The 21,693-nt window shown below is 46.7% G+C and carries 27 protein-coding genes and 2 pseudogenes; 14 read left to right on the top strand and 15 right to left on the bottom strand.

Features of this window, described 5'->3' with window-relative positions; translation table 11 throughout:
* Positions 1-99 precede the first annotated feature (99 nt).
* The 3 genes and pseudogenes from DWX91_RS05600 to DWX91_RS05585 form a co-directional block, all read right to left on the bottom strand.
* Positions 100-318: a cation transporter gene (locus tag DWX91_RS05600; RefSeq protein WP_107000734.1), complete on the bottom strand. Its 219-nt coding sequence runs from the start codon at positions 316-318 to the stop codon at positions 100-102.
* A 247-nt stretch (positions 319-565) separates the two neighbouring features.
* Positions 566-673: pseudogene (locus DWX91_RS05595) on the bottom strand (DNA-3-methyladenine glycosylase I); the annotation flags it as partial.
* An 847-nt stretch (positions 674-1,520) separates the two neighbouring features.
* Positions 1,521-2,516, bottom strand: coding sequence for an NAD-dependent protein deacetylase (locus tag DWX91_RS05585; RefSeq protein ID WP_182435058.1), 996 nt, complete (start codon positions 2,514-2,516; stop codon positions 1,521-1,523).
* 127 nt (positions 2,517-2,643) lie between these two features.
* Here DWX91_RS05585 and DWX91_RS05580 point away from each other — a divergent pair, with 127 nt between their 5' ends.
* The 4 genes from DWX91_RS05580 (at position 2,644) to DWX91_RS05565 (ending at position 5,153) form a co-directional block, all read left to right on the top strand.
* Complete coding sequence (locus DWX91_RS05580; protein WP_107000738.1) at positions 2,644-3,087, top strand: Rrf2 family transcriptional regulator; 444 nt, start codon at positions 2,644-2,646, stop codon at positions 3,085-3,087.
* A gap of 244 nt (positions 3,088-3,331) precedes the next feature.
* Entirely contained in the window at positions 3,332-3,694 is a 363-nt protein-coding gene (locus DWX91_RS05575; protein ID WP_107000739.1) for a CGGC domain-containing protein, read from the top strand.
* Positions 3,695-3,747: 53 nt separating this feature from the next.
* The gene (locus tag DWX91_RS05570; RefSeq protein WP_118538464.1) at positions 3,748-4,134 is read left to right on the top strand and encodes an ArsR/SmtB family transcription factor; all 387 of its coding nucleotides are present in this window, start codon (positions 3,748-3,750) and stop codon (positions 4,132-4,134) included.
* On the top strand, positions 4,131-5,153 hold the full coding sequence (locus DWX91_RS05565) for a helix-turn-helix domain-containing protein (protein ID WP_118538462.1): 1,023 nt from the start codon (positions 4,131-4,133) through the stop codon (positions 5,151-5,153). The genes DWX91_RS05570 and DWX91_RS05565 overlap by 4 nt, the downstream gene beginning before the upstream one ends.
* A gap of 126 nt (positions 5,154-5,279) precedes the next feature.
* Here DWX91_RS05565 and DWX91_RS05560 read toward each other — a convergent pair whose 3' ends face one another.
* The 3 genes from DWX91_RS05560 to DWX91_RS05550 form a co-directional block, all read right to left on the bottom strand.
* Positions 5,280-5,696: a sugar O-acetyltransferase gene (locus tag DWX91_RS05560; protein WP_412693834.1), complete on the bottom strand. Its 417-nt coding sequence runs from the start codon at positions 5,694-5,696 to the stop codon at positions 5,280-5,282.
* Between the two features lie 256 nt (positions 5,697-5,952).
* Positions 5,953-6,063, bottom strand: coding sequence for a DUF2200 domain-containing protein (locus tag DWX91_RS17240; RefSeq protein ID WP_147341939.1), 111 nt, complete (start codon positions 6,061-6,063; stop codon positions 5,953-5,955).
* A gap of 142 nt (positions 6,064-6,205) precedes the next feature.
* The gene (locus DWX91_RS05550; protein WP_107000742.1) at positions 6,206-6,601 is read right to left on the bottom strand and encodes a pyridoxamine 5'-phosphate oxidase family protein; all 396 of its coding nucleotides are present in this window, start codon (positions 6,599-6,601) and stop codon (positions 6,206-6,208) included.
* 119 nt (positions 6,602-6,720) lie between these two features.
* Between DWX91_RS05550 and DWX91_RS05545 the strand changes: the two genes are divergently transcribed.
* Entirely contained in the window at positions 6,721-7,059 is a 339-nt protein-coding gene (locus tag DWX91_RS05545; protein ID WP_107000743.1) for a winged helix-turn-helix transcriptional regulator, read from the top strand.
* Positions 7,060-7,469: 410 nt separating this feature from the next.
* On the opposite strand, the gene DWX91_RS05540 is transcribed toward DWX91_RS05545, so the two are convergent.
* Both DWX91_RS05540 and DWX91_RS05535 read right to left on the bottom strand, forming a co-directional pair.
* On the bottom strand, positions 7,470-7,784 hold the full coding sequence (locus tag DWX91_RS05540) for a hypothetical protein (protein ID WP_333489793.1): 315 nt from the start codon (positions 7,782-7,784) through the stop codon (positions 7,470-7,472).
* Between the two features lie 12 nt (positions 7,785-7,796).
* Positions 7,797-8,060, bottom strand: a complete 264-nt coding sequence (locus DWX91_RS05535) for a hypothetical protein (protein WP_333489792.1) — start codon at positions 8,058-8,060, stop codon at positions 7,797-7,799.
* 324 nt (positions 8,061-8,384) lie between these two features.
* On the opposite strand from DWX91_RS05535, the gene DWX91_RS05530 reads away from it, so the two are divergent.
* From DWX91_RS05530 to DWX91_RS05525, 3 genes are all read left to right on the top strand, one after another.
* Positions 8,385-10,145: a diguanylate cyclase domain-containing protein gene (locus DWX91_RS05530; RefSeq protein WP_118538480.1), complete on the top strand. Its 1,761-nt coding sequence runs from the start codon at positions 8,385-8,387 to the stop codon at positions 10,143-10,145.
* An 87-nt stretch (positions 10,146-10,232) separates the two neighbouring features.
* Positions 10,233-10,379 (top strand): hypothetical protein, encoded by a 147-nt coding sequence (locus DWX91_RS16570; protein ID WP_182435057.1) that lies wholly within the window; start codon positions 10,233-10,235, stop codon positions 10,377-10,379.
* 46 nt (positions 10,380-10,425) lie between these two features.
* Positions 10,426-10,743, top strand: coding sequence for a hypothetical protein (locus tag DWX91_RS05525; protein WP_147354386.1), 318 nt, complete (start codon positions 10,426-10,428; stop codon positions 10,741-10,743).
* Here the strand turns inward: DWX91_RS05525 and DWX91_RS05520 are convergent.
* Both DWX91_RS05520 and DWX91_RS05515 read right to left on the bottom strand, forming a co-directional pair.
* Entirely contained in the window at positions 10,729-11,880 is a 1,152-nt protein-coding gene (locus DWX91_RS05520) for a sensor histidine kinase (protein WP_118538458.1), read from the bottom strand. The genes DWX91_RS05525 and DWX91_RS05520 overlap by 15 nt on opposite strands.
* Positions 11,877-12,554, bottom strand: coding sequence for a response regulator transcription factor (locus DWX91_RS05515; protein WP_107000745.1), 678 nt, complete (start codon positions 12,552-12,554; stop codon positions 11,877-11,879). The genes DWX91_RS05520 and DWX91_RS05515 overlap by 4 nt, the downstream gene beginning before the upstream one ends.
* 147 nt (positions 12,555-12,701) lie before the next feature.
* On the opposite strand from DWX91_RS05515, the gene DWX91_RS16565 reads away from it, so the two are divergent.
* From DWX91_RS16565 to DWX91_RS05500, 4 genes and pseudogenes are all read left to right on the top strand, one after another.
* Entirely contained in the window at positions 12,702-12,848 is a 147-nt protein-coding gene (locus tag DWX91_RS16565) for a CD1871A family CXXC motif-containing protein (protein ID WP_181357199.1), read from the top strand.
* Positions 12,849-12,873: 25 nt separating this feature from the next.
* Complete coding sequence (locus DWX91_RS05510) at positions 12,874-13,767, top strand: 4Fe-4S binding protein (RefSeq protein ID WP_181357212.1); 894 nt, start codon at positions 12,874-12,876, stop codon at positions 13,765-13,767.
* 11 nt (positions 13,768-13,778) lie between these two features.
* Entirely contained in the window at positions 13,779-14,729 is a 951-nt protein-coding gene (locus DWX91_RS05505; RefSeq protein ID WP_181357213.1) for a TlpA disulfide reductase family protein, read from the top strand.
* Between the two features lie 89 nt (positions 14,730-14,818).
* Positions 14,819-15,060 (top strand): annotated as a pseudogene (locus DWX91_RS05500) (peptide-methionine (R)-S-oxide reductase); the annotation flags it as partial.
* On the opposite strand, the gene DWX91_RS05495 reads toward DWX91_RS05500, so the two are convergent.
* The 3 genes from DWX91_RS05495 to DWX91_RS05485 all read right to left on the bottom strand — a co-directional run bounded on the left by DWX91_RS05495 (position 15,027) and on the right by DWX91_RS05485 (position 17,062).
* Complete coding sequence (locus DWX91_RS05495) at positions 15,027-15,257, bottom strand: hypothetical protein (protein WP_107000748.1); 231 nt, start codon at positions 15,255-15,257, stop codon at positions 15,027-15,029. The pseudogene DWX91_RS05500 and the gene DWX91_RS05495 overlap by 34 nt on opposite strands.
* A 139-nt stretch (positions 15,258-15,396) precedes the next feature.
* Positions 15,397-15,534: a hypothetical protein gene (locus tag DWX91_RS05490; protein ID WP_233430213.1), complete on the bottom strand. Its 138-nt coding sequence runs from the start codon at positions 15,532-15,534 to the stop codon at positions 15,397-15,399.
* 211 nt (positions 15,535-15,745) lie between these two features.
* Positions 15,746-17,062, bottom strand: coding sequence for a hemolysin family protein (locus DWX91_RS05485; protein WP_107000749.1), 1,317 nt, complete (start codon positions 17,060-17,062; stop codon positions 15,746-15,748).
* 776 nt (positions 17,063-17,838) lie between these two features.
* Between DWX91_RS05485 and DWX91_RS16560 the strand changes: the two genes are divergently transcribed.
* Positions 17,839-19,080 carry a hypothetical protein gene (locus DWX91_RS16560; protein WP_181357200.1) on the top strand — a complete coding sequence of 414 codons (1,242 nt, stop codon included), beginning with the start codon at positions 17,839-17,841 and terminating at the stop codon, positions 19,078-19,080.
* A gap of 26 nt (positions 19,081-19,106) precedes the next feature.
* Positions 19,107-19,772, top strand: coding sequence for a type I restriction-modification system subunit M N-terminal domain-containing protein (locus DWX91_RS17885; protein WP_333491304.1), 666 nt, complete (start codon positions 19,107-19,109; stop codon positions 19,770-19,772).
* A 521-nt stretch (positions 19,773-20,293) separates the two neighbouring features.
* On the opposite strand, the gene DWX91_RS17235 is transcribed toward DWX91_RS17885, so the two are convergent.
* Positions 20,294-20,455: a hypothetical protein gene (locus tag DWX91_RS17235; protein ID WP_233430214.1), complete on the bottom strand. Its 162-nt coding sequence runs from the start codon at positions 20,453-20,455 to the stop codon at positions 20,294-20,296.
* A gap of 294 nt (positions 20,456-20,749) precedes the next feature.
* Complete coding sequence (gene trxB, locus DWX91_RS05455) at positions 20,750-21,679, bottom strand: thioredoxin-disulfide reductase (protein ID WP_117796825.1); 930 nt, start codon at positions 21,677-21,679, stop codon at positions 20,750-20,752.
* Positions 21,680-21,693 lie beyond the last annotated feature (14 nt).

Genomic DNA, 21,693 nt, shown 5'->3' with positions numbered 1-21,693 from the left:
TTTCGTTTTACCCCTTTCACAATTGCTTATTCGTTTATTTATCTAAGAGAAAAAATGCCCTGCAAGCTGCCGCTCGACAGGGCATTTCGTTTCGCTGGCTTACAGAAATATCTCGCAGTCGGGTTCCACCTTCTTGCAGGCTTTGCGAACCTCCTGCATAACAGCCTTGGGATCCTGATCTTCCTCGAACTCCACGTTCATCTTGAGGGTCATAAAGTTCACCGTAGCACTCTGTACGCCGCTGGTCTTGCGGGCGGCATCTTCCATCAGGTTGGCGCAGTTAGCGCAATCCACATCGATTTTGTAAGTCTTTTTCATTTTGAAAATCTCCTCTCTTAATTTGTTCCTGTTGTCAGAACAATTAAATCATCGTTTAATTGTATCTTCATCATACGCAGGAAAACCGTCCTCGTCAACGCTTTGAACCCATATCCTGCTATTCGGGAAAAGGGTTCTTCTGTTTGGGCAAAATGCAGCTTTTATCGGCACATTCCAGTACCCGGTAAAAAGCCGGGAGGCATTGACAATTTGAGTCAACTTCCCGGCGTTTTATTTTCTGCATTTTCTACTGCTGCAAAGGATTCAGAAAGCAAATTGATTCATGAGAGTTGATAGCTCCCACCGCCTGCAAATAGGCATAGATGATTATGGTCCCCACAAACTTCATGCCTCGCACGCCTCCCGGAGAGCAGGCAGCAGCTCATCCAGCCGCCCGTCCAGTCCGAGGACTTCTCTTTGATATTGTCCGCAATGTAGATCTCCCCCAGATTGATGGCCACATAAGTGGCGTTTGGCTCGCCGGCCACCAGGCGCATCATCGGAGCCTTGATCAGCTGATTGCGCCAGCCAATGCCCAGCTCCAGAGCCACCAGTTTCTTCCCGTGGTAGGTTTTCAGAAAGTTTTGGAACCGTGCCTGCGCTGCGGTATCCGAAATCATTCTCTGACCCGCGCCCATGTGGATGTCCATGGGACCTCCGCACTTGGGACAGCGCGGCACCAACTCTGTAGGCACATGGCCGCCCTGTTCGGCAGTCGATAATTTTTCGACCACCTCTAAACTTGAATAGAGGGTGTCGTGGCAGGGGCGGGCACACTGCATCGTAAACCAGTTGCCCTCAATCTCATAGATTTTCGTCGGATCGAAGCCACACCGTTCAAAGTGACCTTCTCCGTTTGATGTGACGACAAAGTAATCCTTCTCTCCCACAATGGCCTTCAAATCGTTCATCACCGGCGTAGGCTGGTACTGCCCACAGTAATGATGGATGAGCCGGGCCCAGAAGGCCCATTTTTCCTCCTCACGGGGCCATCCGGCCATCATGCCCTGCAAAATACAATGTAAGCCGTATTTTTGTTTGAAATCTCCAAACAATTCATCAAAGGCTGCATTGTCCGCAAACAAATGCAGTCCTTCGGTGATGGACAGGCCGTTACTGGCCCCGATCAGGATAGCGTCCGCTTCTCTGAATTTTTCCGCAATAGGGTTCCAATCAATCATATTCGTTCGCTCCTTTCTATTTTATGGTTGCTGCGATGGATCGCTCCTGCCGGAGGGCAGCCAGAGTTTCCGTGCATCCCGTAGCACTTGAGCAATGTCGGCCACAATGGTCATGCCCTTGTCCTCCAACTGCTTGGGCAGGAAGTCATACTTATCGTTGATAGCAATATATCGAGCATGGGGAAAGCTGAGGGTCATGTTCCAGAAAGGTTCTTGGATAAACATAGGAGTCATTCGGCCAACGCCCAGTTCCAGAAACAGAATTTTGCTGTCTTTGTGTTCCAGCACATAGCGAGAAATTTTTTCGTACTGTTCTTCGTATTTCTTTCCTTGCAGGAAATTCCCATATCCTCGCACCCAGGGGAATGCCTCACCGCCGCAGTGGGGGCACCGGGGAATGAGATCCGTAGGAATCTTCGTGCCCTCCCCCATAGCAGCTACCATATCAGCCACCGGCTTTACCGCATCCCAGGTGTCATCGGTACAGCAGGCGGCACACTGAAAGAAGCGGTGATCCCCCTGGATCTCCGCCACCTTCTCCTCCGGGTAGAGTTTGACAAACTGGGTATCCTGGTTCGTGGTGAGGATGAAGAAGTCCTTGCCTTTCAGCAAAGCGTCTAAATCCAAATAGGAATGACGCACAGGGGCGGTCTGGGTGGTGTGAAGGAAGGTGGCGAGATACCCCCAATACTCTTCCCTTGTCTTCCAGGGGTGCATCATCCCTGCAAAAGCACCTTTGAAGTGGTATTTCTCGGCAAAAGGTCGGAAGTATTTGCGGTAGGAGTCGTTGTCCTCGTAGTAAAAATCTCCGCCACCGGCAGCGGACAGGCCGGAGGCCCCGCCCACTACTACACAGTCAGCTTCCTTTACCTCCTGTACCAAACGATGGATCTGTTCGCTATACGGCAGCGGCTTTTTGTCAGTCAGCTGATAAGGCGTACTGCCGGAAGCATAGATATGATAGTACCTCGAGTAATTCATCTGGGTCTGCATGACCAAATCATCATAGAAGTTCATTGTCACCATTCCTTTCGAGTGGGTGTTATTTTTATTCTTACTTCAAATCATCTTAGCATCCTCTTGCATCGCTGTCAATATGCTGTTATAATAAAAATAACATCAAAGCAAAAAAGGAGATCCGTCCATGAAATATCCAACCCGCCTTAGCGATGCTGTTCACATTCTGACTTTTATCGCTCTGTACCCAGACTGCGACCTAACCAGTAACAAGCTGGCAGAGAGCATTCAGACGAATCCTGCCTATGTGCGCCAGCTCATGTCCTCCTTGCGGAAGGGAGGACTGCTGGTCAGCGTGAAGGGACATCCCCGACCCGCTCTGGCTCGTGAGCCGGAGAAAATCACTCTGCTGGATGCCTATCGGGCCGTAGAGGGCAACAAGCCCCTGCTCCATCAGGACATCCACACCAACCCCGCTTGTGGCGTGGGTGTAAATATCCAACTGGTGCTGCGGGATTTTTACTTGGACATTCAAAAAACAGCGGAACAAAGAATGCAAGAAATTACACTGAAAGATGTACTGGAACAATATCACATGAAGTTAGAAGGGACGCTCTTGCAGCGTTTATGATGGATTGATTTTCAGAAACTCTTCCATTTGGGACAAAAATTCTTCTGAACGGGAAATACAGAACCTCCTTGCGGAGCTATACTGAGAACCGGAGAGGCCTATAACCCGTATTTTGTGAATGATTAAAGAGGATCGCTACTACGAGGACATTTCCATCCAGCTGTTGGAAAATCTGGTTACATAATAATAGACAATGGACCGGCCAAATCTGAATGGCAGACCCTAAATCAAGGAGGAAACTAATATGAAACTTGGCATTATTCGTTGTATGCAGACAGAGGATTACTGCCCCGGAAGCCGGGATTTTCGGACAATCCGAGAGAGAAAAGGCGCTTTTATGGGAGAGGATGATATTCAGTTAGTGGGCTTCATCAACTGCGGCGGCTGCCCCGGAAAAAAAGCGGTGCTGCGGGCCCGTTCTCTGGTAGAACAGGGCGCTGACACCATTGCTTTTGCTTCTTGCATCAGCAAAGGGACTCCCATTGGTTACCCCTGTCCTTTTGCTAAGCGTATGCGGGAGCTGGTGCAGAAAGAGGTAGGCGATGGTGTCCGTATCTTGGATTACACCCATGACGCTGGCCCTGAACCAGAAACATCTCAGAAGTAAAGTTTCTTTTCTCTCCGGTCTATGATAAGATAGACTTCAAGGAGGAGTGCTAAATGATTCAGAACCACTTACCCCACGACCACGGACAAACTATCGAGCATGAGCTGGAATATATGCCCAGCGTAGAAAACTTTCAAACCGTAGCTGATATTTTCAAGCAGCTGGGAGATGGCAGCCGTATTCGCATTTTTTGGTTGCTTTGCCACTGTGAGGAATGTGTTATCAATCTTTCAGCCATGGTAAATATGAGCAGTCCTGCAGTTTCTCACCATCTCAAGCAGTTGAAATCAGCGGGTCTGATCGTTAGCCGCCGGGACGGAAAAGAGGTCTATTATAAAGCAGCTGATACCGAGCAGGCCCGAAATTTCCACCACATGATTGAGTGGCTTGTAAAAATCGCCTGTCCGTCGCAAGTAGAAAAACAAAAAGGAACGCCATGAAAAAAGAAGAATCCAAAGTTATCGCTCAAAAACTTCAAAAGATCCCAAACGGCACCCTCGCCTTGAAGCATTGCCGGGCTGGTGGAACGGGTACTACACTCTTTGGAGAACAGTTTCGAGCGGTTACCGCTGGAAAAGGGTGTATGGAGGCATATGAAACTTTTCTTGGAATAGAGGTATCCTTCAATGTTTTTCTTGCTTCAGAGGTCAAGTTTCGGCATAATGCTTCGGATTCTGTTTTAGAAATTTACTATTGTCGCAGTGGTCGCGTAGGTTGGAATATGCAAGGCGGTACTGCCGTCTATTTAGGTACAGGTGATGTGACAGCACACAGTATGGCCTGCTGCGCGGATTCCGCCATGATGTTTCCCCTAGGATATTCAGAGGGAATTTCCATTTCCGTGGATCTGAAACAGCTCTCTTCCATTTGCCCAGAAGTTTTAAAGAATGCCGGTGTGGAAGCAGACCAGTTACAGAATCGATTTTGCTCCGGAAAGCCATCCGCAATCCCGTCCTGTTCCGATTTAGAGCATATTTTTGCCCCACTCTTTTCTGCTCCTATGTCCGTTCGAAATTCCCTCTTGAAATTGAAGGTGCTGGAAATTTTGATTTATTTGAGCAACATGAAATCGGAGCATAAAGAATTGACTCAATACTTCTCCCAGCAAACCGAATTGATAAAAGAAATTCATCAACAGTTGACAGAGCACTTGGAGCAACGATTTACGATTGCAGAACTTTCCAAACAGTATTTGATAAATACCTCCACTCTAAAGGAGATATTCAAGGCAGTCTACGGTCAGCCTATCGCCACCTATATGAAGGAATTTCGAGTGCGTCAGGCTATGAAATTATTACGAGAAACAAATGACACTATCGCGGATATTGCTTCCCAGGTAGGCTACCAAACCCAGGGAAAGTTTTCAAGCGCTTTTCAGTCTATCGTCAAAATGTCACCCAGAGAATACAGAAAAATCCAGGGTATAGCTCCATTGGATTCCTTTAGCAAAACACTGTAATGAAAAATCCCGAATTGTCATTCCCAGTATAACATGCCTTCTCCCCGCAGAAAAGCATGGCGAAAAACAAAAATGTCCCCGGAGAGCTTGTGCGTATGTTTTTTCAGCGTTTCCGATCTGAATTTCTCAGAACAGAATATCCTCCGGCTTGAACTTATCTTTTTCGGTAATGGGGCGGATCACCTTGCAGGGCACCCCTGCTGCGATGACACCGGCGGGAATGTCATGGGTGACGACGCTTCCCGCCCCGATAACCGAGCCTGCCCCGATGGTAACGCCGCCGCAGACGGTGGAATTTGCACCGATCCAGACGTTTTCCTCCAGCGTAATAGGTGCTGAGGTTCCAATGCCGTGGCTGCGCTGCTCCGGGTCGATGGCATGACCGGAGCAGGCAAGGCATACGCCGGGGGCAATAAAGGCACCTGCTCCGATGTTTACCGGAGAGGTATCCAGAATGACACAGTTATAGTTGATGACCGCCAAGCCGTGGGTATGGATGTTGAAGCCATAGTCACAGTGGAAATCCGGTTGAATGCCGGTCATGGGAGAGCAGGTGCCCAGCAGGGTCTGCAGGATGCTGCGCCGCTTTTCCTGTTCGTTGGGAGCGGTGCGGTTGTACTCCCAGCACAGTTGCTTTGGTTCTGTTCCTCCGTGGGGGTGTTTTCATAGCCGCTTACGTAGGCGGCAGGGCGTTTCATAATATCCAGAGCGTTCATCGTGTTTGTCCTTTCCATACAATGTTTCCTCAAGGATTATACCACATTCTCTGTCGGTGTGTAATAGGCTGCTTTCCCCTCCCTCATTTGTTTCTCCGCTTGATCTTCTCCATCACTTTGCCCTTAGCCAGCTCATCCACCAGCATGGGATATATTTTTGCAAATGGCATGGCATATACTTTTTCAGTTTCCATTTTCGTTCCTCCCTCAGGTGCGTCTATGTGCAGCGTATACCACGCTTCCGGATAATAAAGAATATGTGCCGCCGCCCGCAGCGCCAAACATCAGCCGGGGAATTTCCAGTCTGACAAACCGTAATGTACATTACTCAAAATTTTACAGATTGATAACCTTCGGTTCTTCTGTGAATGAATAAATAGTTGCGATGCCACTTTCAAAAACGAATACCGTCATCAAATTGTCATCAACCGTATACATAGACTGGAGAGCATTTTTATTTGCTTCCATCATGGCTACACGAGCTTCACGGCGAGTATCTTCTTTTACTGCACCTTTCACACGAATCCAAGTACCTTTGTTCATTCCACACATTTCAACTTTTCCATTTACTTTCATCTGATTGTAAACATCTTTTTTATTATTCGTTACAATATAAAGTTTTCCTTCAAATTCACATACAGCACCAAATGGGCGTACATGTGGCTGGTCTCCTTCTACCGTGGCAAGATAAAAAGTTCCGCATTCCTGCAAATATTTTACTACGTCATTCATTTCAAAATCCTCCTGAAAACAAATTGTATTTTTATTTTTTATGCGTATAATTATATATCATAGGAGAAAACAAACAAGTACGATATTTTACGATACTGGTATCAGAAAGGAACGTATATATGGAAAAGAAAAATCTATTTGGGCTTTGCCCGTATGTGACTTCGCAAAAAGTTTTAACAGGTAAATGGTCTATGTATATTATGTATTTGTTAACAGATGGCCCCATCCGGTTTAATGAATTACAAAGAAAAATGCCAGAAGAAATGACACATACAACGCTATCAAGACAGCTGAAAAAGTTGGAAGAAGAAGGCTTGATTGAACGCATAGAATATCAGCAGATTCCACCAAAAGTAGAATACAAATTAAGTGATATTGGAGAAAAATTCAGGAAAGTACTGAAGGAGTTGGAAATATGGGGAAACGAGTATATTCAATATTTAAACGATAAAGAATGATGAAATATTCTCCTACGAATATGGGTAGCATATAAGCTATTCAGTTTTCAAGGAACATCCGTTTTCGCGTTGGCCTCGTAGGCGCGCTTTGGTTGTCCTTGCAGGACTACCTACGGTTCATTTTGACTTTTTTAGTGTCCTATGCAGTCGGATTGGGGCAAAAAATACCCCGTTGGTTTCCCAACGAGGCATCGAAGACGATTCTATTCTGTTTTCTGTAAACTGGTAACCGTTTATCTCCTGGTGACCATTTGAGTCACGGCCAATGTATTAAAAAAGCAAAGCTCATCTCAGCAAATCAGACAAGCTGTATTCTCCTTTGGGGATATTTGCTGTTCTGCGATACTCTTTTATAGCTTTCACCAGGAGCTGTGGGTTACTGAAATACTGCTTCACAAAATCATACGACTTCACATCATGCATCCGAAGATTTGTTTTACAAAATTCGCTTGTTTTTTTCCAGAACGCTTAAACTGATCATATGCTTTACTCAATCGAAATTCCTCTCTGCGAGAATCCAAAATCCGTATCACAGAAATCTGCTCATCAAATCCTTTCCGTAAGTATCGCTCCTCGAATCGTTTAGCACTTCTGCAACGGATAACACATTCTTCCAACATTTCTTCTCTTTTGAAAATCAGAAGATCATTATCAACCAGTATGTCGATAATAGCTTCTTCGGCAGATCCTTCACATATACACGCCTTATATTTTGCTAATTCCATTCTGCTGCCTCCTTAATTGATTGAAGCAGCCAGGCTTTTCTTCAAGCGCATATACGCTTCATATGCTGGCGTTGTTCCCTCAAGGAAACCGCTCTGGTAGGCATCACTCTTTTTAATATCATTACGTTTCAATATATGGCTCAAATTTTCTGCTGTAATGCCATTACGGTTTCTTACAATACAAATTCCGTCATTTCGGTCATATTCATCCAGCAGTTCCGGATAATGCGTAGTGAAAATAAGCGTTCCGCCATTTTTGTTCAGTCGGCTGTCCATAAAGAAGCGTAACCGCCATGTTGAATTCCAAAAGAAAAGATGCCATAAAAACAAGCAATCCAACAATCAAACTGTACTTTTTTTATTTGTTTAGGAGCACTACTTCTCTTTTCCATTGTACGCAAGGAAAACGTTATCAGTACAATGTAAAAACGTTCTATAACTTTTTGGGCAAAATTTATTCAATTTTTTTACTTCCGTGATATAATGCTTAATTATAAAAACATCAGTCAGAGACCCAACTCCCACTGAGACAAATTTGCTATTACTCACCACCTGAAGAGGTGGGAGTCTTCTCGACTGAGATAAAACGAGGTGAATCAGGTGAAAAAAAAGACACTTGTGCCTCTTCTCGTTTTTTTAATGGGCATATGCCTTGTTAGTTTAGTCGTATACAACACAGATACTCATGAAAAAGAGCAGAGCCGCACAACAGCACAATTAAATGCAACAACCTATGGAGAACGTATAGAGAATGAGATTATAAATGGAATAGAGATTACAGATGTTCTGAAACAGCTTTTGATCAGCGGAACTGGAGAAATCAATCAATTTGACACAATTGCAAAAAATATTATGTCGGATTCTGTTGAAAGCGTACAGCTTGCTCCGGCTGGTATTGTAACGGATATTTATCCGGCCGATGGAAATGAGGCAGGTAAGATTGATCTGATTCATGATAAAGAACGTGGTGAAATTTCCATATATGCAAGAGATCATCATACAATCGTTACACAGGGACCTTTTGAATTGAAACAGGGTGGATATGGAATTGCTGTCCGCAATCCTATTTATCTGAAAGATGAAAACGGGCAGGAATATTTTTGGGGATTTACCATTGTTATCCTTCGTGTTCCGGATATTTTTTCAGATGCGACAAGTGCGCTTTCGAAATTTGGATATGAATATAGTCTTTCCAAAACGGATAATCCATGGAGTGATAATTATAAAATTATTTATCAGTCAGATCGTCAATTAACGAATCCGGTTTCCTATGACTTTACGATAGGAACGGAGAACTGGAAGTTTGAAGTAATGCCTGAAAATGGCTGGGGAAACAATACATTAATAGCAGTAATCAGTGTTTTCTTTATTGCGATTACCATGCTTTTGGTAACTCTTACCCGGATGTGGCTGGTATCAAAAGAAAATAAAAACAAATTTCAAATACTGGCACACACAGATTCTCTTACAGGTATTTACAATCGCTATGGATTCGATGAACTGGCAGAAAAGATGATTAATAAAAATCCGAAAGCGAAATTTGTGGCTGTACTCCTTGATATTGATGATTTTAAATTTATTAATGATATCTATGGACATGTTTACGGAGACAAAGCATTAAGGAGTCTGGCAGACAGTATGAAAGCTTTTTTCCCGTCTGATGCGTTACTAGGAAGAAATGGTGGAGATGAGTTCTGTATTCTTTTAAAAAATTATTCCTACGAGGATGTAAAAGAGAAGCTACAGCAATTCACTATGGCTCCAAAGACATTTTCATATAAGGGAAAAGAATATCCATTTTATATTTCTCTTGGATATTCGGAATATCCGACATTTGCGTCTAACCGTTCACAGCTTATGCGCTGTGCAGATGCAGCCCTTTACGAAATAAAACTTCATGGAAAAAATGGCTGCATGGCTTATAGGGAAGGACTTGAATTAAGGGTTCGTAAACAACTGGGATTTGCATTTAGGGATATCTCCGAGCACCTTCCAGGAGCATTTATCATATACAGAGCAGACAAAGAAGATGATGAACTCTTTTATGCAAATCAGGAGTTTCTTCATATGGCCGGATATAAAGATATGGATGAACTATTCAGACTTACAAAGAAAAGTTTCAGCAACCTGATACGGGAAGATGAGAAGAAGAAGATAGAAGCAAGCATTTGGAAACAGATTGATAATGGCAATGGAAATGACTATATCCACTTTCATTTACGAAAAGCAGATGGATCGTATCTGTCTGTGCTTGACCATGGGAGAATTGTTGAGAGCCAGCAATATGGCAAAGTATTTTATGTATTGTTCATGGACTGGGAGGATATGAAAAGTCATTACAGTGAAAAATTTTCCGGATAATCGAAGGAAATATTGTAAAAAATATCGTTGTAAATAGAAAAATCCTGCTCATATTCATATATTGAACAGGATTTTTTTAAATCGCATGTGGAGCGAGGCGAACGCGGCAGCTCCGAGGAATATCTGACGGTGACGCAGTTCAAGGTGCAGCAGGAACAGGCGCGGCTGGCAGAATTCACAGAGCAGAACCGTCAGCAGAAAAAAACAGGCAGCAACGCTTGGGAGCAAAATTGAAAAAATCCAGAATCAGCGGGGCGATGTGCGGTCTATAGAAAAAATCGTGGCAACATCCATTCCCTTCTCATCCAAAGTTGCCGTGGAGCGTGAGGACTTTGACCGACTTTCCACTCTGGCAAAGAAGTACGTTACAGCAGAGAAAAAGGAATCCAAACTGCAAAAGGCGGTGGATGCGGCAAACAAGCTAATTGCAAATCTCAAGGCTGAGATTGACAGTTTGAAACAGGAAATTTCTGATTATAAGTCTGTCCACAGCAAGCTCCGTGCGGCGGAATTGGAGCGTGAAAATACGGAGAGGGACGCCGCAGGGCGGCAAGCGAAGCAGCGAAAAACGAATAAAAGTGTTTTAGGGCTTCGTTGATTGTTGCGTTGGCAACCCCACCGCAATGGTAGTGCCCTTCTCCGAACTTTTCTCCACCCAAACGGAGCCGCCGTGGAGGTCGGCGATCTCCCATACCAGTGAGAGCCCCAGTCCTGCGCCACCGTATTCCCGGCTGCGAGACTTGTCCACCCGGAAGAAGGGCTGGAAGATACTGCGCTGATACACCTCCGGGATGCCGCAGCCGGTGTCGGAGACGCGGAGCAGGAGCTTTTCCAACTCCTGAGTGACAGAAACCCGTACCGAGCCGCCCGGCCGGTTGTACTTGACAGCATTCTCCGTCAGGTTGAAGATCAGCCGGTAAATCAGTGCATCGCTGCCGGTCATAATGCCGTCGCCCTCCGCCGTCAGCGTGACGCCGAGCTTATCTGAGAGCGGCGCAAGATCTGTGAAGATCTCCTCGATCATGGGAGCGAGCTGGATCCGCTCGTTCCGCGCCACCTGCTTCAGATTGCTCATCTCCAGCAGTGTCCTGGTCATCTGTATCAGCCGTTCCGTCTGCTCACGCAAAAGCGTGAGGAACTCCGCCGTCTCCGGTCGCACATCAGGATGCTCCGCGGAAAACAGCTCCAACTGCGCCTGCATTAGTGCCAGTGGCGTGCGCAGCTCGTGGGCGGCGTTGCCGGTGAACTGCCGCTGGGCGGAAAAGGCGTTGTTCAGCCGCTCCAGCATCTGGTTGAACGAGCGGCTCAGCTGCCGGAACTCCGAAATAGCGTCTTCATCGATCCTCATATCGGCAAGATTGTTCAGCTGCACCTGCTCCACCTGCGAGGTAAAGCTGCGCAGGGGCTTGAGAGCGCGTCCGCTGACGAAATAGGCGAGGATGCCGCTGAGCAGCGTTATCGCCGCCGTGATGTACCAGTTGGTGGTGCGGAAGCGCCCCTGCACCCCATCGACAATGATCGTCAGATCCTCGCCAGGGGCTATGAGCTGTGGGTCAAAGCTCGCCGCTCCGCCATCATTCAGGATCACCGTGCCGCCGCCTTGTAAGTTGTCCGCAATGGTGTCCATATAATACACACCGGAGGAGCACAGCAGCAGATTCATGGCCACGCAGGTGACACCGATGAGCAGGACGGACATCAGCGTGATGCGCCACTGCAGGGAAAGCCGCTTCATTCCTCCTCACCTCCCATCAGATAGCCCTCGCCGATGCGGTTGCGGATGGGGTCATAGCCCAGCACGGCGCGGAGCTTTTTGCGCAGGGCGGAGATGTGGACGCGAATGGAATTGCTGAAGCTGTCCACGCTATTGTCCCAAACGTGATCCATCAGCTCCTCCTGACTTACTGGCCTTCCTTGATGCACCATCAGGTATTCCAGGATTCCTGTTTCCTTCCGGGTGAGCGTCAGCGCCTGCCCGTTGACGGTGGCGGTACGGGAGCGGGTGTCAAAGGTCAGTCCTCCGCAGCTTAGCAGCACATCCTGCTGGGTGAACTGCCGCAATGTCAGGCTGCGGATGCGGGCCTCCAGCTCGGCAAGGTGGAAGGGCTTCGCCAGATAGTCGTTCGCCCCGGCGTCCAGCCCCTGCACCTTGTCCTCCACTTCGCTGCGGGCGGAGAGGATCAGCACCCGCGTCTCCCGGTCGGTCTGCCGCAGGGTGCGCAGCACCGTCATGCCGTCCTTTTTCGGCAGATTCAGATCAAGAAGCACCAGATCGTATCGTTCCACGCCCAGAAGCGCCAGCGCTTTTTCCCCGTCATAGCAGTAGTCCACGCTGTAGGCCAGCCGCCGCAGGCTGCGGACGATGGTCTCGCACAGGGCGCGTTCATCTTCAATTACTAAAAGGTGCATGAGAGCCCTCCTTTTTATTTCTTCGTTTTTGTGTTGCTTTCATTATAGCAAAAACAGATAAGGTTTGTGTTAAGTTTTCGTTCTTAACAGAGACTTTAACTCTCCCGCGCTATGATAGGGACAGAAAATCGGAAAGGGTGATGAAAAATGAGCTGCGAGAAAAAGGCAGCGGCGCAGATCGTGCTGCTGATGGCCGGAGCCGCCATGCTGTGCTTCGGTGTCTGGCGGGGCGAGGCGGCGACAGTGCTGAGCAAAGCAATCAAATTATGTCTGGAGTGTGTGGGCATTGGGTAAAAAGTTTTCAGGCGTTTCACAGACCATGTCCCGCTTCCGGGGCTGGATTCAGGCGGGGGCGACGCTGCTGACCAACCTGCATCTGCCGAACTTTCTCAAGGGCGGACTGTATCAGGGGGCGGGGAAGACCGTCTGCGTGCCGGGGCTGAACTGCTACTCCTGTCCGTCGGCGTCCGGGGCCTGCCCCATTGGGGCGTTTCAGGCGGTGGTGGGGTCTTCCAAGTTCAGCTTCTCCTACTATATCATAGGCTTCCTCATTCTGCTGGGCGTGCTGCTGGGGCGCTTTATCTGCGGCTTTCTATGCCCCTTCGGCTGGTTTCAGGAGCTGCCGCACAAAATCCCCACTAAGAAGCTTTCCACAAAGAGGCTGAAACTGCTGGCATACCTGAAATACGCTGTCCTGCTGGTGATGGTTTTCCTGCTACCGGCATTCCTTGTGAACGATGTTGGCATGGGAGACCCGTTCTTCTGCAAATACCTCTGCCCCCAAGGCGTGCTGGAGGGAGCTATCCCGCTGTCCCTTGCCAATTCCGGCATCCGGGCGGCGCTGGGCAAGCTGTTTACATGGAAATTCAGCATCCTGCTGTCGGTGATTGCGCTGAGCGTACTGTTCTACCGACCGTTCTGCAAGTGGCTCTGCCCGCTGGGCGCGTTCTACGCGCTGTTCAACCGGGTGTCCCTCTTCCAGATGAAGGTGGATAAGAATAAGTGCGTTTCCTGCGGGAAATGCGCCAGAGCCTGCAAGATGGATGTGGATGTGACGAAAACGCCCAACCATACCGAGTGCATCCGCTGCGGAATGTGCATCCGCGCCTGTCCGACGAAAGCCGTGTGCTTCCGCTACGGCTTCGGAGACGGTAAAGATAAGGCAAAAGCAGCGGAAACACTACAGACAAACAACACTAACAGGGAGGAATAAAACGAATGAAGATGAATAGGACGAATACTGCCGGCAGAATTCTGGCGCTGCTGCTTACTGCACTGATGGTGCTCTCTCTGGCAGCCTGCGGCACAAAGGGCGGAGACAAAATGGACGGAATGAGTAGCGAACCGAAGAATGCCGAGGAAGCGGTTGCCATGCACAAGGAGCTAATGGCGCAGGAAAATGCCATTCTCTCGGAGAACACAGCGCTTTGGGAAAAAGTTTTCATAGCGGCCGACAAGGGCATGACCATGCAGGAGGACGGCAAAAACTATGGTGAGTTCTTGTTGGACACCATCGAAGATTCCAAAGATCAGTTTACAGAGGATGAGCTGAAGCTGCTCAAGGAGGCGGCAGAGAAGATCCGCGAGATTGAAAACAAGCTGACCATGATAGAGAAAAAGTACCCCGAGGCGGCACAGCAATCTACGGATGGCGCTATGAGCGTGCCCGCGGGCAGCGACATGACCACGCCGCCTGATGACGGCAGTATGCAGAAATTTCCCGTCTTTGAGGGCAAGGACCTGGATGGCAACACGGTGAAGAGCGACGAGCTGTTCTCCGCCAACGCCGTCACCGTGGTGAATTTCTGGTTCACCACCTGCAATCCCTGCGTAGGCGAGCTTTCCGAGCTGGATGCGCTGAACAAGGAACTGGCGGAGAAGGGCGGCTCCCTCATCGGCGTCAACACCTTCACGCTGGACGGCGACGAAACGGCAATTTCCGAGGCGAAGGATGTGCTTGCCAAGAAGGGCGCCACCTATCAGAATGTGTATTTTGACTCCGACGGTGAGGCGGGAAAGTTTACCACCAACATCTTTGCCTATCCCACCACCTATGTGGTCGACCGCAGCGGCAATATCGTGGGTGAACCCATCGTAGGCGCCATCACGGAAAAGAAGCAGGCGGAGACTCTGCAAAAGCTCATCGACCAGGCTCTTGCCGCCGATATGGGCTGACAAACGAATTTATCTTCTCCGAAAGGAGGGATACACCATGTATCGGAGAGTATTGCCGCTTCTGCTCACCGCGGTACTGCTGCTGAGCGGCTTTCACAAAGCCCATTGAAGAGCCTGCCGTGGTGGAACTGGAGGACCTGAGCCACGGCATGCGCCGTACAGAGGTCAGAAGCCGTGCCGGAGATTCTCACCTTGGTCATGTGTTCACTGGCGATCCGGAGTCCCCAATGGCGTGCGCTACTGTATCAACAGTGCGGCCCTGCGCTTTGTGCCTTACGCAAAGATGAAAGCAGAGGGTTACGGATATCTTCTGTATCTGTTCGAGGAATGAGTTCGCAAAATACTGTTATGTTTCTTAATATTTTTGCTATCAACATGTTCTCCTGCGGCCTTACGATCTGTCAAATCCATCCATGCTTTTGCCTTAAATGGAATCAAATATGCCGCATCCAAGACAGTCACTCCGTGCTTAAACTCTACGTCCTCATAGGTAACCTTGACTCCAAGAACTTTATCGAGATATTCCATGTCATCACCTGCATTCTTAACTCTTTTTCTGTATTATAACTTTTTTTGAGTTAAGATACAATATTTGAGTTAAGAGCAGTCAAAGATCAACATTATAAAAAATCATTTTCAAAGAAAAAAGCCCGGTGCAGCATGAGCATTACACCCACACTGCACCGGACATTCCATCATCGACTGCTTTGTCTATTTTCTTCTTCCTGCCGCACTTCCTGCTCATGCAGCTGCTCTTTTTCTGCTCGTCCTCTTTCAGGTTTTCCTGCATAATCTTCTGCGCCACAAGCCAATCCTGCATTTCCGATTTGGTCTTGCGGTACTCTGCATGTGTTCGTCCGTCAACGGCAAAATTGGACTTCATGGATTAAACAAATGTGTGTCTCCCTCTTTTTTATCGCAACATCATTCTATCCCTGTTGTATTTGAAAATGTATATGTACTCTTCTGATATATCCCCTTGTTTCTAAAATAATTTTCAAATGCATTTCAAAATTTTATTCTAAAATTTCTATAATTGCATGTTCAACTTGATGTTCTTTTATTTTGTCAATGATTATATGCATATTTTCTATTTCTAATTCTATTTTTGTATCCCCATCCTTTGGTACCATACCAAATTTTTGAAATACAAATCCAGTAAATGTGTCACAATCTTCTGCTGTAAATGTAACACCTATAGCGTCTTCAATATCACTTAATCGTATATTTCCTTTCACTTCCCACTTGTTATCGCTTATTCTTATAATAACAGTTTCTTCTTCCGACGATATTGGTTCAATATCGTTTAAATCGCCAACAATTTCTTCTAATAAATCAAAAAGAGTTACTATTCCAACCACTCCACCATGCTCATCTAATACAATCGCCATAGATTGCTTCGATTGTTTCATATTTTTAAAAAGCACATCTGCTTTTGTAGTTTCCATAACAAAGTATGGTGCAGAAATTGCAGAATCTATAACCATATCCTTACTTTTTTCTTTTAATCTAAAATAGTCTTTTGCATTTAAAATACCAATAACATGATCTATCGAATCTCCACAGACGGGATAAAGGGTATGTCGTGTATTGTGGATCGTTTCATCCCACTCCTTCACATCATCAGACATCCATAATATTGTCACATCTGTTCGATGTGTAGCAATCGTACCAGCCATAATATCATTAAATTCAAAAACATTTTGAATAAACTCTTTTTCTTGATGATCTATTGTTCCTTTTTCACTTCCCGCATCAACAAGCATACGTATTTCTTCTTCACCTACTTGATCTTCCGCTTCATTTGGATCAATACCACAAATCCTCAAGACAATATTGGTTGATATTGAAAGAAATGAAACGATTGGCTTAAATAGGATAGAGATTCCCGTAACCAATCCTGAAATCCCCATTGCCAGTTCTTCAGATTTTTTCATTGCGATTCTCTTTGGAACTAATTCGCCAAAAACCAACGTGAAATATGATAAAATCAATGTAATCAATATAACAGCTATGGTATCTAAAGTAGAACGTGGAATATTCACACCCATCCCAACAACCCAATCAACTAAAGGTTCTGAGAAATTATCTGCTGCAAAAGCACTTCCTAAAAATCCCGACAATGTGATTGCAACCTGAATTGTCGCAAGAAATCGTGCCGGCTCTTGCGTTAATCGTACTAATCTCTTTGCCCGACCATTACCTTGTTCTGCCATTCGTTCTAGCTTTGTTTCATTCATTGATAAAACAGCGATCTCTGCACTCGCAAAAATCGCGTTTAATATAATTAAAATAATCTGCACTACTAAAAGAATAAAAATTGATGTACTCATAAATAAAACCTTTCTACAATAAAATTATCTAAATATCACACTTACTTAAAAGCAACAAAAGACATGGTCTATGTTCCGAATACATAGTCCATGCCTTGCGATATATAAATAAAAATTCTATTGAATTGGTTCGCTTCAGAATCATTATCACTTTCGTCCATGTTAAATATTCCTCCTCTCAAATAGTATTGTAGTACAGTATAACAAAAAGACCTAACATAATCAATTCGAAAAAAGCAAAAGTGTGTTAAATTTATGTAAAACATAAAATCCGATTATTTTTATTTTCTTTGTGAAATTCAATTTTCTTTATCATCACTTAACATCATTTTAAAGTAAAAAGCAAGCCATTTTCAGACTTGCTTTCCACCATATCATCTTCCTTATTGATAAATCATTTCTTTATTCACAATCTCCCTTGCACATGCTTGTATATCACTCATTCTCGTCTAAAACCTCTTTCTTTGTGCGTCTATGCTTTCCCTGCTCATCATAAAACATATTTCGGGTAGCAACCTTTACTTCGGGTTGTTCCAACATTTTCCGTTCACTAAATACCAGATGAATATGATAATTCGTCTTTGCAATGGTATTTTCAATCACACATCGTTGTGTCAATTTTACCAAGGAAGGCTTTTGCCCAGGTCACGATACCTTTTGAGGAAAAGCCCACAAGTAATCTGCCCGGTGACAATCTGAGGTATTACAGACAGAGAAAGTCTCTGACTACCAGACAGCTTGCAGAGCAAATAGATGTTGTACCCGCAACTATCCTGATGTATGAACGAAATAAGCACCCGATCAAAGATTTTGAACATAACCCTATTTCTGATCAGTTGCTGGAAAGTATGGAAGCCAGCAAAAAAATAGCAGATAGTTTAGCGCCCATTCTGGAGCAAGAGGAAAAACTCAAGCGAATCGCAGAAGGTGCTACTGCACATATCCCCAATTTTGAGATTCCGACGCTTGCGTTGGATGCAATTTCAGAACCTTCACCAGCTATGAAAGCGATTGCTGAACAGAGTAAAGCTATGAAGTTGGCTACCAGCGTAGGTACTGCAATAGATGCCCTACAACACAGTAGTACCATCCAGACTTTAGGAGAACTTGCAATAGTCGCTAATGTCCCCAACTATACTTTCAAGAATCCGCTGCTTGAACAAGCCAATTTAGGGATGACGGCGATGCTCCAGTCTTTCAATAATAGTGCGGTAAAACTACTTGCGGATTCTGTTCATGGAATTATAAGCTCCTTTGGGTCTGCACTTACAGCGACAATTCATTCGCCTGTGATGGATTGGCTTCAGAGCATTGACATCTCTCCAATGCGCTCTGTGTTGGAGAATCTTGCACTGGAACCGGATATTCTTGGGAGATACAAGAAGTTCAATCAAGCGTACTTGACGGCTATGTATGAATGCAAATGGTTCCCCTACGCTGGCTGGGCAGCGGATATTACCATGACAGCGGAAATATCGGACATCCTGGCAACAAGCCGAGGTGCAAGTAAGCGACGAGAAAAGCGTATCGACAAGGTCATTCTCGACTATTACGACAAGAATGAAATCAAATTCATCAAGCGAATATGGAGAGAATCTGATTTAGAACCACATATCAAACGAATTCTGGGACAGGCTCTTGAAGCACATCTCCGTGGTGAATATGCCCTGTGTATTTCCAGCTTGGCAACTATGTGGGAGGGCTTAATCTACATAAAGGCAAACAATGCTACCATGCAGGATCGTCACCGGCAAAGGATGGCGATCACTAAAAAAGAACTGGAAGATCTGATCGAGGCAAACGACTACGACAAGATCTTCAGCGATTATTTTAATACCTTCATTGTTTCTCAGTGCAATAAGGTTGATGATGTGGTTGATGGTGTGCCGAACCGGCATGGCGTTTCTCACAGCTGGTATCACAGCTATCCGAGCAAAAAAGCTTCTCTGAATGCTATTTTGCTTACCGACTTCATAATTGGTCTGGAGCCACTTGAAGGCACCCAGGCCAGTGCATAAAGAAAATACGAATCGAGGTACACACGATGTCTAACGATAAAATCCAAGCGGTAGGAGTAAATATTGCAGAAAAAGCAACGATGATCTGGAATGTGGCAGATATGCTCCGTGGCCCCTTTAAGCCCCATGAGTACGGACTTGTAATCCTTCCTATGACCGTGGTTAAACGTTTCCACGACTGTCTGCTTCCCACCCACGAAGCAGTCTTGGCACAGTATGAAAAGGTCAAGAAGCTGGCCGTCATTGATGGCTTTCTGACCAAGGCTTCCGGTTATCAGTTCTACAATACCAGCAAGTTCACATTTGAAAAGCTGCTGGCTGACCCGGATAACATCGAAGCCAACTTCCGGGACTATCTGGCTGGGTTCTCTCCCAATGTCCAGGATGTTCTGTCCAAATTCGATTTTGACAACATCATCAAGAGAAACAGTATGAATGTCATAATCGGATCAGTTGGCATATCCCATTATTTCGGATGTGTTAGCCCTGTCTATTATGTTTTCAAGGAAACAGAAGATGCTGATTTAAGGTTTATTAGTTACATCTTTAGCACTGTAGGTTTTCAGAAAGAGCTGCGGAAATATGCCAAGGGTATTATGGAAATTCGTTTAAGAATATCCGTATCAGATACACTTAGACGGGTTGTGCCATTACCAAAACTGGAAGAACAAGCCTGCCAGGTATCATGCTGATACAGCACCCAGCAGTGCTTTCTGAAAATATGGTTTCTCTGTACTTTTTCTTATCACCCCAGAGATGTAGGATTTCTCACAGGCGGCAGTGTGCTTCACTGCTCCATTGGAATTTAACCATCCCGCCTTCCTTATGGCCGGACCGCGAATTACGGAAGTATCATTGTCCCTGTCTGGCTTTAGCACCGCCGCCGGTTGCAATCCGGCATTTGCTTCTGCGAAACCGCTATCGCCCCGATGGGCTTCATGGCGTGCAGTCGATGGCTCGACCAAACAGGAATGTACCTGAAGAATGAGTATTCAGTTTTCAAGGGACATCCGGACTTTCGTCCTTACAAAGTAAGTTTAACAAGAATCCTCCGGTTTCGCGTTGGCCTCGTAGGCGCACTTTGGTTGTCCTTGCAGGACTACATATGGTTTGTTTTGATTTTTTCAGTGTCCTATGCAGTCGGATTGGGGCAAAAAAAATACCTCGTTGGTTTCCCAACGAGGCATCGAAGACGATTCTATCTCATACGACTTCACATCATGCATCCGAAGATTTGTTTTACAAAATTCGCTTGTTTTTTTCCAGAACGCTTAAACTGATCATATGCTCCTTCTGCATGAATAATCAGCATTTCAATTTCTGGAGCAGTAATGACATTTACCACGTCAATTTTCTGCTCATATGCTTTACTCAATCGAAATTCCTCTCTGCGAGAATCCAAAATCCGTATCACAGAAATCTGCTCATCGAATCCTTTCCGTAAGTACTATGCATAAAAGCACAGCCGCAGAGTACATCTGTGGCTGTGTTTCGTGTTCAGTTGCTCACTGTTGCGTGGACTGGATATGGAGAGACAACATATCTCCCGATCTTACATGGGTGATCTTATCTGCCATCACTCTGGCAGTTTTCCTTGCAGATATGTCGGCATCCCCACTGCGGTCGTATCCGGCCTGACCTTAAACATGGCTTTTTCAATCTACCTTCCTTATCGGTTTTCCGCGATATATTTCTCCGCCATGTGGACTGCCACCGCGCCGTCCGCCACGGCGGTGACCACCTGACGGAGGGGCTTCGTCCGCACGTCGCCCACGGCGTAAACGCCGGGAATACTGGTTTCCGTGGTCTCTCCGGCCACGATATAGCCGCCGCCGTCCAGCGCCAGTTGACCCACCGCCAGCGCCGTGGCGGGCTGTCGGCCCACGCTGACAAATACGCCGTCGCAGTCCACCACGCTTTCCTCACCGGTGACGGTGTCCCGCAGGCGTACGCCGGTCAGCCTGTCCCCGGAAAGCAGCGCGGAAACGGTGCTGTTCCAGCGGAATTCCACATTTTCGGTCTGTTCCAGTGGCTCGTGATAGATCTTGGTGGCCCGCAGGGTGTCTCTGCGGTGGACGAGGATCACCTTTTTCGCCACGCGGCTGAGAAGGAGGGCATCTGCCGCGGCGGAATTGCCGCCGCCCACCACGACCACCGTTTTGTCCTTGTAAAACATCCCATCGCAGGCGGCGCAGTAGGCCACGCCCCGGCCCAACAGCTCCGTCTCTCCGGCAACGCCCAGCGTTCTGGGGTCTGCGCCGGTGGCCAGCACCACGGTTTTCCCCCGGAAGATCCCCTCGCTGGTCTCCACGAGCTTGGGAACCGCCGTCAGATCCATGCGGAGAACTTCCGCGTATTCGCTGCGTGCCCCAAAACGCTCCGCCTGCTTTTGCATCTTCTCCGCCAGAGAGAAGCCGTCGATCCCGTTCTCAAAGCCGGGGTAGTTGTCGATCTGCTCGGTCAGGGCCATCTGCCCGCCAGCAGACAGCTTTTCCAGCACGACGGTGTCCAGCCCCGCCCGGGCCGCGTACAGGGCGGCGGTGTAGCCGCCCGGGCCGCCGCCCACCACGAGCATATCATAAACATGATTGTTGTTCATATCTGAATCCTCCG

The sequence above is a fragment of the Clostridium sp. AF22-10 genome (assembly GCF_003478725.1).
In the GTDB taxonomy this organism is placed as follows: Bacteria; Bacillota; Clostridia; order Lachnospirales; family Lachnospiraceae; genus Otoolea; species Otoolea fessa.
The sequence above is the reverse complement of the archived record's forward strand: the minus strand, read 5'-3'. Positions and strand labels throughout refer to the sequence as shown.